The 15,080-nt window shown below is 57.4% G+C and carries 11 protein-coding genes and 1 pseudogene; 3 read left to right on the top strand and 9 right to left on the bottom strand.

Annotated features, from left to right (window positions below; translation table 11 throughout):
* Nucleotides 1-41: 41 nt before the first annotated feature.
* On the bottom strand, nt 42-1,229 hold the full coding sequence (locus AAC01S_RS05960; protein ID WP_067620353.1) for a phosphoglycerate kinase: 1,188 nt from the start codon (nt 1,227-1,229) through the stop codon (nt 42-44).
* A 149-nt stretch (nt 1,230-1,378) separates the two neighbouring features.
* On the opposite strand from AAC01S_RS05960, the gene AAC01S_RS05955 reads away from it, so the two are divergent.
* Nucleotides 1,379-2,230, top strand: coding sequence for a pyrroline-5-carboxylate reductase dimerization domain-containing protein (locus tag AAC01S_RS05955; protein ID WP_281178113.1), 852 nt, complete (start codon nt 1,379-1,381; stop codon nt 2,228-2,230).
* Nucleotides 2,231-2,361: 131 nt separating this feature from the next.
* On the opposite strand, the gene pepF is transcribed toward AAC01S_RS05955, so the two are convergent.
* From pepF to AAC01S_RS05945, 3 genes and pseudogenes are all read right to left on the bottom strand, one after another.
* Nucleotides 2,362-4,221, bottom strand: coding sequence for an oligoendopeptidase F (gene pepF / locus AAC01S_RS05950; RefSeq protein ID WP_370670808.1), 1,860 nt, complete (start codon nt 4,219-4,221; stop codon nt 2,362-2,364).
* 41 nt (nt 4,222-4,262) lie between these two features.
* Nucleotides 4,263-4,703 (bottom strand): cytidine deaminase, encoded by a 441-nt coding sequence (locus AAC01S_RS20180; protein WP_370670810.1) that lies wholly within the window; start codon nt 4,701-4,703, stop codon nt 4,263-4,265.
* Between the two features lie 18 nt (nt 4,704-4,721).
* Nucleotides 4,722-6,020: pseudogene (locus AAC01S_RS05945) on the bottom strand (pyrimidine-nucleoside phosphorylase); the annotation flags it as partial.
* A 198-nt stretch (nt 6,021-6,218) separates the two neighbouring features.
* Between AAC01S_RS05945 and AAC01S_RS05940 the strand changes: the two are divergent.
* Nucleotides 6,219-7,556 carry a lipopolysaccharide biosynthesis protein gene (locus tag AAC01S_RS05940; protein WP_067620346.1) on the top strand — a complete coding sequence of 446 codons (1,338 nt, stop codon included), beginning with the start codon at nt 6,219-6,221 and terminating at the stop codon, nt 7,554-7,556.
* Between the two features lie 227 nt (nt 7,557-7,783).
* Here AAC01S_RS05940 and AAC01S_RS05935 read toward each other — a convergent pair whose 3' ends face one another.
* The 3 genes from AAC01S_RS05935 to AAC01S_RS05925 all read right to left on the bottom strand — a co-directional run bounded on the left by AAC01S_RS05935 (nt 7,784) and on the right by AAC01S_RS05925 (nt 11,842).
* Nucleotides 7,784-9,307: a fumarate hydratase gene (locus AAC01S_RS05935; protein ID WP_067620343.1), complete on the bottom strand. Its 1,524-nt coding sequence runs from the start codon at nt 9,305-9,307 to the stop codon at nt 7,784-7,786.
* 50 nt (nt 9,308-9,357) lie between these two features.
* A complete protein-coding gene (gene lysA / locus AAC01S_RS05930) occupies nt 9,358-10,677 on the bottom strand; it encodes a diaminopimelate decarboxylase (RefSeq protein WP_157071068.1) in 1,320 nt (439 codons plus the stop codon).
* A gap of 193 nt (nt 10,678-10,870) precedes the next feature.
* Complete coding sequence (locus AAC01S_RS05925; protein ID WP_067620340.1) at nt 10,871-11,842, bottom strand: peptidylprolyl isomerase; 972 nt, start codon at nt 11,840-11,842, stop codon at nt 10,871-10,873.
* 208 nt (nt 11,843-12,050) lie between these two features.
* On the opposite strand from AAC01S_RS05925, the gene AAC01S_RS05920 reads away from it, so the two are divergent.
* Complete coding sequence (locus AAC01S_RS05920) at nt 12,051-12,575, top strand: hypothetical protein (protein ID WP_067620337.1); 525 nt, start codon at nt 12,051-12,053, stop codon at nt 12,573-12,575.
* 46 nt (nt 12,576-12,621) lie between these two features.
* Here the strand turns inward: AAC01S_RS05920 and AAC01S_RS05915 are convergent, their stop codons facing one another.
* The gene (locus AAC01S_RS05915) at nt 12,622-14,157 is read right to left on the bottom strand and encodes an AMP-binding protein (RefSeq protein WP_067620334.1); all 1,536 of its coding nucleotides are present in this window, start codon (nt 14,155-14,157) and stop codon (nt 12,622-12,624) included.
* A gap of 63 nt (nt 14,158-14,220) precedes the next feature.
* The coding region (locus AAC01S_RS05910) for an acyltransferase family protein (RefSeq protein WP_067620331.1) at nt 14,221-15,080 on the bottom strand (860 nt) is incomplete at its 5' end.

Genomic DNA, 15,080 nt, shown 5'->3' with positions numbered 1-15,080 from the left:
TCGCGGCTTGCAGGGCACGCGCACGTCCGCTCTCACTCGCATCACTTGTCGGCGATCACGGCCACGCCAGGCAGCAACTTGCCTTCCAAGAACTCCAGCGAAGCCCCACCGCCCGTCGAGACGTGCGACATCCGATCCGCCACCCCGGCTTGTTCAACGGCCGCCACGGAGTCTCCCCCGCCGACGATGGTCGTTGCGTCCGCATGGGCCATCGCCTCGGCGATGGCAAACGTCCCTTTCGCAAACGCCGGCATTTCAAAGACGCCCATGGGTCCGTTCCAAATCACCGTCTTGGCCCCGCGAATCTCCCGCTGGTACACCTCGATAGCCTTCGGCCCGATATCGAGTGCCATTTCGTCCGGCTCTACTTCGTCGACCAGACGCACGGTGTGCTCGGCGTCCGCCGCGAACGCTTTCGCAGCGATGACGTCCTCCGGCAGGAGCAGCCGCGAACCATGTTGTTCAGCGAGCTTCAGCAGTCGCGCAGCCGTTTCCTTGGCGTCGGCTTCCACGAGCGATTTCCCCATGTCGTAGCCCTGCACCGCGAGAAACGTGTTCGCCATACCGCCACCAATCAAGAGCGCGTCCACCTTCGGCAGGAGGTTTTCGATCACGTTGATCTTGTCCGAGACCTTTGCTCCGCCAATGATGGCGACGAACGGACGTTCAGGGTTGGCCAACGCTTGTCCCATGATGCCGACTTCTTTCTCCATCAAGTAACCGGCGACGCAAGGCAAGTAATCGGCGATACCCGCTGTCGACGCGTGCGCCCGGTGGGCGGTTCCGAAGGCATCATTGACAAAGACGTCGCCAAGCCCAGCCAGAGCCTTCGCAAAATCCTTGTCGTTCTTCTCTTCTCCTGGGTAAAAACGGACATTTTCGAGCACCAAGACGTCGCCGTCCTGCAACTCGTTCACCGCTGCCAAGGCCGTTTCACCTACTGTATCGTCAACAAAAAACACGCGTCGTCCTGACAAGAGCCCCCTGAGATGATCCGCGACCCGACGCAACGAATATGTATCGTTCCGTTGGCCTTTCGGACGTCCCAAGTGGCTCATCAAGATGACCCGTGCACCGTGATCGGCTAAGTATGTAATCGTCGGCAGTGCTGCCCGAATGCGGGTGTCGTCTGTGATTTTCCCCTCATCGTTCATCGGAACGTTGAAGTCTACACGAACCAGCGCCCGCTTGCCCGACCAACTCACATCTTCAATGGTCTTCTTCGCCACGCGGCTGACCTCCATTCTCCTAGCTTCTGTCTCGTCACAGCGATTTCTAGTCTACGCATCTGTATTGTACCAAACACAATCAAGGTTCAAAAAGACCAAGCCAACCAGACTATCGAAGGACTTCACAGAATATAGATGACAGAAGCGCGTTGCGAACATTTTCTCGGAGGTGGCGACTGATGAAAATCGGAATTATCGGCACGGGGCACATGGGCGGAATGCTTGCTCGGGCCTTCGCGGAGACCTCCTCAGAATGCGTCTACGTATACAATCGGACCGCAGAGAAAGCTGAGGCCGTCGCCGCCGATTTTACCAATATGGCAGTCTGTAACACATGGAGATCATTGGTATCCTGCGTGGACGCGGTCATTTTGTGCACGAAGGCGGCCGACGGCTTTCACATGATGCAGCAGCTCGGGCCGGCGCTGAGCCGCAATCAACTGCTGCTCACCACCATCAGCTCCATCGATCTCGACCAATGGCAAGAATTCACCCCGGCCACGCCGGTCAAGCTGATTCCCAGCCTGACGCAAACCGTGCACAAGGGGGCGCTTCTGGTGTCGTACCCCCGCACCATTTCGCCCGAGGACAAATTGCGGCTTGAACAGAAGCTGTCTGCCATCGGGCGTCCCTACGTGATCGACGAAGCGCAAGTACGCGTATGTTCGGACCTGACCAGCTGCGGGCCGGCCTTTCTGACGAGCATCTGCCAGTCTTGGGCGCAAGCGGCCGCGCAGACCGGCAATATCGACAGAGCGGAAGCCGAATCGCTGCTTGCGTCGATGATCACTGGCCTCGCAGCCCTGTTGGAGGCTGGCATGACGTTCGAGCAGGTGATTGACCAGATTCGGGTTCCCGGCGGCGTCACCGAACTTGGCCTAGAGGCGCTCGGCGACGGGCCTTTGCAGTTGTTTACGCGGCTTCACGCAGAGACAGCCCGCTACGCGAACGGCCATAAGCGCAATTCCGTGCCAAGCCCGCTCGCTTCACGACAGGTCTAGGCGTGAAAAGGCCCGCAAAAGCACCATTCACACCGCGTGTCGATCCCGACCATCCCCACGCCCGTTTGTCAGCCGCGGCACGTTGACCGTCGGGATCGACCGCCTCCATCCACATCCAGCCGCCGCTTCCTTTACTCGATGCCTAGCACACCGGAAAGCTCGTCGACGAGCGTGTCAAACTGCTGCAAAGCCGCTCGCACCGGTTCCGGCGACGTCATGTCGACCCCGGCGCCGCGCAGCAGCTCGATGGAATAATTGGACGATCCCGCCGACAAGAAGCGCAGATAATCGTCCACCGCCGACTGTCCACCAGCGAGGATGCGGCGCGACAAGGCGATGGCGGCCGAAATTCCGGTAGCGTATTTGTACACGTAAAACGAGTTGTAGAAATGCGGTATCCGCATCCAGCCGCAGCCCGCTTCTTCCGGAACGTCGATGACCTCTCCGTAATATTTCACATTCAAGTTGTAGTACGTTTCGTTCAGCCAATCGGACGTGAGCGATCCGCCTTGCTCAACGCATTCGTGCGTGAGCTTCTCGAACTCCGCGAACATCGTTTGCGAGATGAGCGTGGATCGGATCGTCTCAATCTGCTGGTTGATCAAATACGCCCGCTTCGCGTCGTCCGTCACCGTCTTGCCGAGATGGTCGTACAGCAATGCCTCATTGCAGGTCGACGCGACTTCAGCCACAAAGATCGTATAGTGCGAGTACACATACGGCTGTGTCTTTCTCGAAAAGTAACTGTGCATGGAGTGTCCAAGCTCGTGAGCCAAGGTGAACATGTCGTTCACGGTGTCGTTGTGGTTGAGGAGAATGTACGGGTGCGTGCCGAATGTCCCCCAGGAGTAACCGCCGGAACGCTTGCCGCGGGTCTCATAGACATCGACCCAGCGGCCACCGAGCCCTTGCTCAGCCATCCTCACGTAGTCGCTGCCAAGGACCTGTACGGCTTTGAGGACGTGCTCTTTGGCCTCGTCGTAGGGAATCTTCCAATCGAGGTCAGGCACGAGCGGCACGAACAGATCGGACAGCCGCAAATCGTCAACTTTCAACACGTTCGCCCGCAGCCGCAGGTACTTGGTCAATGCAGGAAGCGATTCGTGAACTGCCGCAATCAAATTGTCGTACACACTGACCGGGACATTGTCGTCGAACAATGAAGCCGCGCGCGCCGACGGATACTTGCGGATGCGGGCGTTGACCACATTGCGCTTGACATTTGTCGCATACAGCGCGGCGAGCGTGTTGCGGCTGCGTTTGTACGTATGTAAGACGGCGTCGTAAGCCCGTTGCCGAACTCCCCGATCACGCCGCTCCAACAACTCGAGATAGGAACCGTGCGTAACCTGAACCGGCTGGCCGTGTTCGTCCTCGATGGTCGGAAACTCCATGTCCGCATCGTTGAACATCTCGAAGATCTCTCCAGGCGCGCCCAGGACCTCTCCGAACGTCGCAAGCAGTTGCTCGCTCTCTGGCGAAAGCACATGCGCCCGTTGACGGGTAATTTCCTCGAGGGCAAACCGGTACATCGTCAACCCTTCGTTCTCGTCGACAAACGATTGCAGGCGAGCTTCGTCGATCGTCAAGATTTCCGGGATAAAGAACGACGTCGCGGCATTCGTGCGAACCATCAGCGAGACGGCGCGATGATGCAGATCCTGCGACGAGCCCTTGGCCGTATCTTCGTCGAGCAGCATCTTCGCATAGACGTACAGCTTGCCGGCGATCACGCCGATCTCATCGTGCTCTCTGAGCGCGTCGAGCAGACTGGAGCTGCTTTCGGCGAGCGTGCCTTCCCGTTTCGCGAACGACTCGAGCAAGTCCTCCAACTTCGCCGCGTCTTCGTTCCACAGGTCGACGGTCGCGTAGATGTCCGCGAGATTCCACTTGTACTTGTCATCTATCTCATCGCGCGCCTTGCCTTTCACGGCAGAAGCGAGCAGTTCCACACTTTGACGCATCCACGCGTCCGATCCAATGTTCCACATACAACGGTTCCTCCCTATCCTCGTTGGCCTCTCTGTCCATCTCACACATGCTGCAATCCGGGTGACGACGCAAGCTGTTCAGGCGTGAACGCCCCTGGCAGCAGTTCCCCCACGGTCGTACGGCGGATATGCCCCTCCAGATTGGCTAAAATGACCGGCGTGTCCGGCGCGCAAAATTCGGCCATGACTTGGCGGCAGGCGCCGCATGGCGGAACCGGATCGGGCGATCCGGCCACGACGGCGATCTCGACGATGTCGGCCTTCCGTGCCTGCTGTTTGTCCTTGCGCCCCAGGACTGCGGCGAAGATCGCGTTGCGCTCCGCGCAGTTGGTCAATCCGTAGGAAGCGTTCTCGATGTTCGCTCCGGTGACGATGCGGCCGTCCCGAAGCCGCAGCGCGGCTCCGACCGCAAAATGAGAATACGGGACATACGCCGCCTCTCTCGCCTCGTGTGCGGCTGCCAGCAGTTCGTCTTGGTCCACATCGATGTCTTCAGCGCGAATCCGTCCCAGGACCAAGGCGGGAGCCTCGACCGGATCGCTGCCGACGACAAACAGCGGCTGCAGTTCGGCCACACACCGCAGGGCATCGGCTTCGGAAGCGGCGTGAACTGTGAGCAGCGGCTGCCCCGCTTCCACGTAATCCCCCGTCTTCGCTTCGAGAACCAAGCCAACCGCCGGATCGATCACGTCCTCCTTCAAGGCCCGCCCCGCCCCAAGCCGCATCGCGGCCTCGCCAAACGCCAAGGCTGGCAGCGCCCCGAGATACCCCGCCCGCTCGGCGCGCAACGTCTGGACGTGCGGCGCTGCGGGAAGGCGCTCTGGATGGTCGATCACGCTGGCGTCCCCGCCCTGCGCCTCAATCAGTTCGCGGAACTTCGCAAGCGCACGGCCGTCGTCGATAGCTTGTTGCAACAAGCGGCGCGCTTCGTCCGGATCGGCGGCACGCCCCGCAAGGATGGCCATTTCGGCGGCAAGCGTCAGGCAGATCTCGGCGAGATCGGCAGGCCCTTGCCCACGCAGGGTCGCAATCGCTTCCTTCACCTCCAGGGCGTTGCCGATGGCACGGCCGAGCGGTTCGTTCATGTTGGACAACACCGCGACCGTACTTCGGCCCGCTTCGCGCCCAATGCGAACCATGGTAGCCGCCAAACGCTTCGCATCGGCGAGCGTTTTCATAAATGCGCCGCTGCCCACCTTGACGTCGAGGACAATCGCGTTCGCTCCGCTCGCCAGTTTCTTGCTCATGATGGACGACGCGATGAGCGGCAACGATTCGACGGTCGCCGTCACGTCCCGCAGTCCGTAGATCCGCTTGTCGGCCGGAGCCAAATCACCGGTCTGACCTGCAATGGCGATGCCGATGCGCTTGACCTGTTCGATAAACTGGCTCGTCGAAAGCGCGGTCTGCATGCCAGGTATCGATTCCAACTTGTCGATGGTCCCGCCTGTGTGACCGAGCCCTCGACCAGACATTTTCGCCACAGGCACACCGATGGCGGCCAACAGCGGTCCCAACACAAGGGTCGTCTTGTCGCCGACGCCGCCCGTGCTGTGCTTGTCGACCTTCACGCCGGGAATCTCGTCCAGACTGAGCGTGTCCCCGGAATGGGCCATCAATTGCGTGAATTCTGTCAATTCCTCGATCGTCATCCCGTTCCAGACGACAGCCATTAAGAACGCGCTCATTTGATAGTCCGGAATGGCACCATTCATGTAACCATCCATCAGAGCGCGCAGCTCTTCCGCCGACAAGGCCAAGCCGTTTCGCTTTTTCGCAATAAGATCGACTGCTCGCACCATGAGCCCCTCCTGCAGTAGTCTATCTCTGTTTGAACTCAACGCTCCAAACTTGTACACGAATGGTACCATAACACGTAGGCGATTGCGATTCCGACACGCCCGCCCATTCGCGATCTCGTCGGGCAGACGCCTGCATGGTACATTAGCTATGCGGCACCTAGACGCACGAGCAATCATTCGATCCTACGGAGTGCTATGACCTTGAACAATCGTCGCCTTACTCTATATTCATTTGTCTACCGCGGTTTGTCCTCGGGATTGGCGTTCATCAACAGCGTCATGGCCGCACGGTATCTGCCAAAGGCGGATCGAGGCGATTTTCAGCTGTCTACCACCATCGCCACCTTGGGACAGTCGTTCAGCGGCGGCTATACGAACTATTTCTCGTACGCGCTGCCGCGGCGCCCCGAAGATCGCGAACTCATCGTCCAAATGGGCAACTTCGTGATGTACATCTTCAGCATTCTCGTTTGGCTGGCGAGCTTTGCGGTGGCGTACTGGCTGCATCCCTCCATCGTGGTCATGTACGCGTTGATTGGCATGCCCTTGACATTCCTGTTTGGCTACGGCTCCAAACTGCTCAATTCGCTTGGCCAAATTTCCTGGCTCAACCGCGCGAACATGGCGCAGGCCAGCGTCTTTCTGATTCTTTACGCGGCGTTCATCGTCGCTCAGCCGCATGCGCCGAACACAGAAAGGCTGCTTTGGACGTTTCGGATTTGGATCTTGTCGTGGGCCATTTGCGTCGTGATGACGCTGATTGTCGCGTATCGGGCGCTCGGCACAGCGCGCGTCTTGAAGTGGCGGTGGTCCGCGGCGGAATGGCGCGGCCTGCGCTCGTACGGCACCGCTTCCTCGCTTGCCATCGTGACCGGGTATGTCAACTACCGAACGGACTACTGGATGCTCTTGATCACGCGGGATCCGAATGTCATCTCGACCTACGGCGTCGCCGTGGCCGCAGCCGAAATCCTGAACACGCTCACGCAGACCATCTCGACCATGGTCTTCCATCGGGTCACCGCGGCGACCAGCGACGATGCAGGCCAGATCACGGAAGTCGCGTCGCGGCAGACGCTGATCACGTCGACGTTCGGCGGCATCCTCCTGGCGCTCGTCCTGCCGCTCCTCGTGTTGATGTACGGTTGGTCCAAGTACGGCGGCAGCGTCGGCCCCTTCTATGTACTGCTGCCGGGACTCGTGCTGAAGGCGACGGCCAACGTGATCGCGCAATACTTCACCAACGCCAAAGGAAAGCCGCTGACACTGATGTGGGTCAACCTGATGGTCATCGCGGTCAACGCGTTGGTGTGCCTGTTCCTGATTCCGCTCATGGGGATGTATGGCGCGTCGATTTCGTCCACGTTGTCCTACGTGTTTGAGCTGTGGGTGTATGTATACTGGTATAACCGCGTGTCCAATCGAAAGGGCAAGGATCTGTGGCGGCTGCGTCGCAGCGACTGGGCAACTTACACCGATCTGCTGGGAGGCCTGCAGCGCAGGCTGGCAAAGGGGCAGCGCGAAACCAGATGATGCGAGTGAAGCGAGCGGCAAGGTTCCAAAGCTGCGCCTTCCCTCGCGTTCCTGACGGTGGACACAAAGAGGCTGCCCTGGGCAGGATTCACTGCTTTCAAGGACAGCCTCTTCAATCGCGCTTCGGATCGCCTTCGATCTCGCTTCACAATCAGGCCAATAGCGCCTTCGCGGCCTCGACCGGGCCATGCAGCCCACCGCCTTGGCCCTCTGATGACAGATTTGGCTTAGGCGAAAACGGGATCGCGCAAGTCTTCCAACTTCACCATGGATTCCTCCGCGACCTCTTTGTGCAGCGAATTGCCGTGCGCATCCATCGTGACAATCGCCGGAAATCCTTCGACTTCCAGGTGCCACATGGCTTCAGGAACCCCGAATTCCTCAAGGAAATCCACACCGGTCACGCGGGTCACACAGTTCGCGTAGAATTGCGCGGCACCGCCGATGGCGTTCAAGTACACAGCGCCAGACTTTTGCAGCCCCGCCAGCGTCTTGTCGCCCATGCCGCCTTTGCCGATCACGGCACGAATCCCGAACTTTTCAATGATATCCGCTTGATACGGCTCTTCTCGGGACGACGTTGTCGGCCCGGCTGCCTTGACATGCCATCCGTCGTCGTCTTTCAACATGACGGGTCCGCAGTGATACAGGACGCCGCCCTTCAAATCGACCGGAGAGTCGTGCTTCATCAGATATTTGTGCAACTCGTCGCGCCCCGTGTGCATAAGACCGCGGATCAACACGACATCGCCAACTTTGAGCGATCGAATCTGTTCTTCCGAGATGGGAGCCTCGAGCACAATCGCTGACTCCGTCGAGAACGCGTTCGTCGGACGTTCCAGCTTTTCTTCTGTGTCGCGGTACAGCCACCGCTTGATGGCGCCTGTTTCAGGGTCGAGCACAACGCCCAGCCGACGAAACGCCCAACAGTTGTAGGCGACAGAGACATAAAAACTCGCAGGGATGCGATTGCGCACGCCGATTTTGCAACCGAGCAGCGTAACCTTGCCTCCGAAACCCATCGTGCCGATGTCCAGCTGGTTGGCCGTCTCCAGAATGTACGATTCCAACTTCGCTAGGTCTTCGTTTGGGTTGACGTCGTCAAGCGGCCGGAACAGCTGCTCCTTGGCCAATTCGTATCCCGTGGTCCGATCTCCGCCGATGCCCACGCCGATGAATCCGGCGCTGCATCCTTGGCCCTGGGCCTGGTAAACCGCGTGAAGGATACATTTCCGGATACCATCCAAGTCTCTTCCAGCCCGGCCCAGACCAGGCAGCTCCGTGGGCAAGGCGTATTGAATATTTTTGTTTTCACAGCCCCCGCCCTTGAGAATGAGCTTCACCTCAACCTCGTCGCGTTCCCACTGGTGAAAGTGGATGACAGGCGTGCCTTCGCCCAAGTTGTCGCCTGTGTTCTTACCCGTGAGCGGATCGACCGAATTGGGACGCAGCTTGCCAAGCTTGGTCGCTTCACGGACGGCCGTCTCAATCTCCTTCGCAAACTGTATCTGATTGAAGCCTACCGGACAGTGCACAATGAAGGTAGGCATACCAGTATCCTGACAAATCGGTTGGACGTCCTCTTCGGCCGACACGATGTTATCGACGATCGTGTTCAGCGCGATGGCCGCGCGACTTCCAAACTCCTCCTCCAATTGCGCCTTCTTAATCGCCCGGCGAACATCCGGCGGAAGATTCGTCGATGTTTCTGTGATCAGTTCAAGCAAAGAGTCGGCTGTCTTCGTCGACATGTTGTTCCTCCTCCTTTTCGGCAAAGCCCTCAACTTTCAGTATAGCGATCTTACAAGGACAACGGCAGATCCCGAGTGGCCAAATCCGCCCATGTCTCGCGTTTAACCACAAGTTTCGCCCGACCGTCTCGAACGAAGACGACAGCAGGCTTTGGAATCCGGTTGTAGTGGCTTGCCATCGAGTACGTGTAGGCGCCGGTTGCGAACACGGCGAGGATGTCGCCGCTCGCCGGCTCAGGCAAATGTGCGTCCCAAATTAGCATATCGCCGCTTTCGCAGCACTTTCCGGCCACAGACCATTCTGTTTGCGCGGGTTCGTCGGCCCGGTTCGCCAATACAGCGTGATACTTGGCGCCATACAAGGCGAGCCTGGGATTGTCCGTCATGCCCCCGTCGATGGCGAGATAATTGCGTATACCAGGGATCCGTTTTTGCGATCCGACTCGATACAGCGTGATACCCGCCGGTCCCGCGATGCTTCGGCCCGGTTCGATCCACAATGTCGGCAGCGCTTCCTTCCGCGCATCGAAAGCCAGTCTCGCGGATTCGATGATGGCGGCCAAGGTATCTGACACCGGCGGTGCAACTTCGTCGGTATACTGGATCCCGAAACCTCCACCGACGTTGAGGATCCGCACAGGCAACCCATATTCGCGTTTGGCGGCCACGTACAGATCCGCCAATCGCTCCACCATCAGCCGGAATCCATCGACATCGAAAATCTGCGATCCGATATGGGCATGAATCCCTATGCACCGCAAACTATCTAGGTCGATCAACTGCCGAAGCGCCGCGTCGGCCTGGCCGCTGGCGAGATCGAACCCGAATTTGCTGTCCTGACGGCCGGTGGAGATGAAGTCGTGCGTGTGCGCCTCGACACCCGGCGCGATCCGAATCAGGACGTCGACCACTTTTCCCGCGTCCTGAGCCATTTTTGCAAGCAGCGACAACTCGTAGAAATTGTCCACGATGATTGCGCCGATCCCGACCTCCAGCGCGTACGCCAGTTCCTCCGGCGTCTTGTTGTTTCCGTGCATGTGAATGGCCTCCGCGGGCACACCGCTCGCGATAGCCGTGTAAAGCTCACCGCCAGACACGACGTCGATGCCGCATCCCTCTTCATACACGAGTTGGCACATCGCGATCGTGCAAAATGCCTTGCTCGCGTAAGAAATCTGATACGACACGCCCTCGCGCCGAAACACTTCGTGAAATGCGCGGATCGTTTCGCGCATCAGTTGTTCATCATAGACGATGAGCGGCGTTCCAAACTGTTGGGCAAGCTGTACCGCGTCGCAGCCGCCAATCCGCAAATGGTGGGATTCGTCAATCGAAACGTGTGCCGTTACACCTGTCTCTATCGCTGTCACCGCAGCCACTCCACTCCGCAATGTCTCAATACACTCTACTGTATCATATCTGCCGTGAAACCCCGATCCCCAATCTGCACCACCCTATCCAGTGAATCCACGGTCCCACACAAGACAAGAGGGCTGTCCCCCAGTCACGTTGTCCATGACTCTCGGGACAGCCCCATGTGCATGTTTCAAGCCGCCAACATCATCAATAGCCGCTCGACGAACTGGAACTGGACGTCTGTGGATTCTCGAGCGACGTCTTCACGCTCGAATAGGAAGGGTCCAAAATGTCGACTTTCTCCGATTTGATGAGATCTGCGACCAATTCGGCCTCGGACTCGGCATTCTGCTCCTTGATGTCTTGAGTGATGGTCTTCTTCGCCTGCTCCAGCGTAGGAATTTTGGCCGGTGTGATGGCGCTGCAGAGTACCAACTCATAACCGCTGCTGGTCTTGATGGGCTGGCTCACTTCGCCTTTCTTCAACTGAAAAGCGACCGTCGCGATGCTGGGATCGGTCTGCGCCAAAGACTCTTGGGAAACCGTACCAAGCGATCCGCCGGATGATTTGGTGGTGGTGTCCGTGGAATACGTCTTGGCCAACGTTGCAAACGACTTACCCTTGGCCAAGTCGCTTTGAATTTGATCCGCTAAGGACTTCGTCTTGACGACGATGTGCGAGAGCGTCCGCTGCTCAGGCGTCCCCAATGAACTCTTGTTCTGATTGTAATACGTTTGAATCTCCTCAGGGGTCACCTTGACCTTCGCTTCCGCCACCTTTTGAACGAGCACGGAAACCTTGATTTGGTTCATAAACTCGTCCATCGACATGTGGCTCTGTTGCAAAGCTTGCTGCAATTGCGCCTGAGACGTGATACCGTTCTGCGCTTCGATGCTTTGCAATTCCTGATTGATCTCGGCCTGCGACGCAGTGATGTGCTGCTTCGCGGCAGCGTCTTCAACCAGTTGGTTGGAGATCAATTCCGAAAGCATCGATTGCCCAGCATACGCTTCCGTCTCCGCCAGCAGCTGGCTTCTGGTGATGGGTGTATTGCCGACCATCGCGACCACGGAATCCTTACCGTGAACCATGTATGTTCCAAACCACACCCCCCCGACAATGACGGCGCCAACAGCCGCCCCCGCGACAGGTGGTAGATACCTCTTCAAAGACTTCATGAACTGCCTCCTAAACTTCGTGTTCGATTTGCGCGTTTACTCGCTGAAGGCGAATGTAACACACATGATTAGAAATCGCATTGAAAATTTTGAACAAGCTTTCTCAAAGTGTACCACATTTGGCAAGTGGTTATAGGAATACGGCAGATACACGCCCAGTCCACAAAATAGGGCCGTGCATATCCTGTACGGAAAAGGAGGCGGCGACATGAGGAGACTCGAAAGATTCCGTTGGGTACCCATGCTGCTTCGCGCGTATTACGACGCACAGCGGCAAATGGAGTCCACGGACGGTTCTAGCCAGACAGCAGAGCGATCCCCAAAGGACACTCCGCATGTCGTAAACGCAACAACCTATAAGGGGAAAAGCGGCGGAAACAACTCGAGATCGAAGAAATCGGTAGAACAAATCGAAGAAACAAACGCCAGAATCCGCCAGCACCCTTCGGCGGCAGGCCGCCAAAGACAAACGGCGGCGGCTCGATCACTGCAGCGCCGGAGAATTCAAACCAATCAAACGACCCAGCAGTTATACCGGGAACTTCGGGAAGCAAACCGCAGACTTGAGGAACTCGCATCCATGCAGAAACAGCTTGAGAGTATCAACGAAGCGATGAATGATGTCCATCGACAAATTGAATCGTTGCGATCCAAAACGGAATCAAAGCCACACGCGGGACAAGATGAGAATCCTCCCTTCACCATGCCGCCGCTGCCACCGGGGACACTGTAGCACCAGAGGCAGCGGACGAATCACGGCTCAGCGAGGACAAATCCGACTATGCCAACATATCTTTCGGTTCGATCTCCCGCAGCAGATGCTTCTGTACTTTCCCCGTCGCATTGACTGGCAACTCGCGCGCAATCAGGATTTGCGAAGGACATTTGTGCTTGGCCAAATGTGTTGAGCACAGGCTCATCAGATCCGAGCGAAGTTCATCAGGCACAATTCCGTCGGGATTTGCAGGGACGACCCAAGCCACGACGCGTTCGCCGTACATTGGATCAGGCAGGCCGATCACTGCCGATCTCGCGATTTCCTCGTGCGTGTTCAGCACGTCCTCAATTTCCCGAGGACTCAATTTCTCTCCGGCACGATTGATGATTTCCTTGGCGCGGCCTGTAATGAAGACATATCCATCGTCATCCTGGTAGCCCAAGTCGCCCGTGTAAATCCATCCTGGTCCGTATCCGTAATCCTGCGACGGCTCCATGCCTACATACGCGTCGATCACGTTATTGCCTCGGATCGCGATTTCCCCCACCTGGTAAGGACCAACCGGTTGTCGATCGTCGTTGACAATCTGCAGACTGAGCCCGAACGGCTTGCCCACCGATCCCGCCTTACGCACGCCTGGAGGCAGCGGATTCACGCAAATCTGCCCCGCCGCTTCCGTCATGCCGTACGATTCAATGACCGGGACGCCGTACATCGATTCAATCCGAGCTCCAATCGCCGGGGTTAACGGCGCGGAGGCGGAACGGAAGAAGCGCAGCGATCGGGCACAGTCCTTCGGCGCGTCGAGCTTGGTCAGGATCGACAAAATGGTGGGAACACACGAAACCCAAGTGACACCGTGCTTCTCGATGTCGTCCCAGAAACGCGACGCGTGGAACTTGTCGCTCATGACGACCCTGCCGCCTGAACTCAAGGTCGCGAGCAGCGCGATCACTTGAGCATTGATGTGGAACAACGGCAGAATGCAGTATGTGACGTCGCGCTCCGACAATGCGTGACTCTGAATGACGTTTTGCGCCGCAGCGTAAAGGTGTCGATGCCGAAGCATCACACCTTTCGGCTTGCCTGTCGTTCCTGAAGTGAACATCAACACGGCCGGAGAATCCTCGGAAGGCGAAGCCGATGTCTGAGAATCGGCGGACGCGCGCGCGCCGTTCGACCAATATACGAAGTTGGTGAATCCGCTGCCCCGCCTATCCACATCCACACGCCGCAAGCCCGAGTCGACCAACTCGCCCTGCCACGCATCCGCGGCATTTGCACATATGATCGCGGCTTTTGCCTCGAACCGCTCCATGACGCGAGCCAATTCAGCGGTGGGCGTTTCCGGATTGATTGGAACCACGATGCCGCCATGGGATAGCACCGCCAGATAGGCCACCAGGAAGTCGTACGAATTCGGCATTGCAATCATGACTTGAGCCTCAGGAACGATCTTCAATTCAGTGAGCATCTCCATGGTTGCCCGAACGTCCGACATCAACGTGCCAGCGTCAAACCAGCGCCCGTAATCGAAAACTTTGGGCTCCTCCGCGTTCGTCAGTGCCTGATGGAGTGCTTGAAGAAGTTTGGACATAAGTAATACACCTCGTTATTCACGACCCATGGCGGGTGCAAAGTAAAAGCGGAGCCGAACGCCTCAGACTGCCTTCGACAAAGGCGCGGCAGGCGCCCGGCGCTTCGGTTGCGTCTTTTCGCCGACGATGTAGCTTAGATACGGAACGCGGCCAATCAAATACGCCACGCATCCGGACACCACATAGGTCAAGGCGATCCAGAGCGGCAACAACGCGAAATGAACGCCAAGCGAAGCGTGAACCAATGAATTTATCTTGTCCACATAATGCAATGTGACCGGGTGAATCAAGAAGATTCCAAAGGAAACACTGCCAAAAAACCGAATGATGCGGCTTAAAACTGGCAATTCGGAACTGACGCGCTGCCACTTCATGCCAACAATCCACAGTACAGCCGCCACGACGAGGCTGTACGGAATCATGACTGGCTGGAGCACGTCGAGCGCTCTCGAATCGTTCAATCCAAATCCGAATCGATTCAGGAAGTACACACCCCACAGCACGAACAGCCCTGCCACAAGGATGGAAACAATCATACGAACGTGAGCCAACGCCCAAGCTTTGACCGTCTGGTAATGGATCGCGAGCAAAGCGCCAGCAACGAACCAGAATTCGTACGTGATAATGATTCGATCCCGATATTTCACCAAGTCGCCGACCCAACCTGGCACATGGTGAATGTTCACAAATTGCACAAACGATTGATTGAATGCCATAAGTCCGATTTCTACGGCAAAGCTGATGATGAAGATCGCCATGTGCGCGTTTTGAAACTTGCGCATAAATTTCAGCATCAAAGGAAATACCACGTACAACTGCATGGAAACCAGCAAAAAATACAAAAAGAACATATCCGCCGTCAAGATGCCTTTGACAAACGTATGGACGAGATACGATTCCGTCCAATGAAATTTATGATATA

The organism is Alicyclobacillus acidiphilus NBRC 100859 (assembly GCF_001544355.1).
Lineage (GTDB): Bacteria > Bacillota > Bacilli > Alicyclobacillales > Alicyclobacillaceae > Alicyclobacillus > Alicyclobacillus acidiphilus.
Note: the sequence above shows the minus strand (reverse complement) of the source record. Positions and strands in the feature narration are given on the sequence as shown.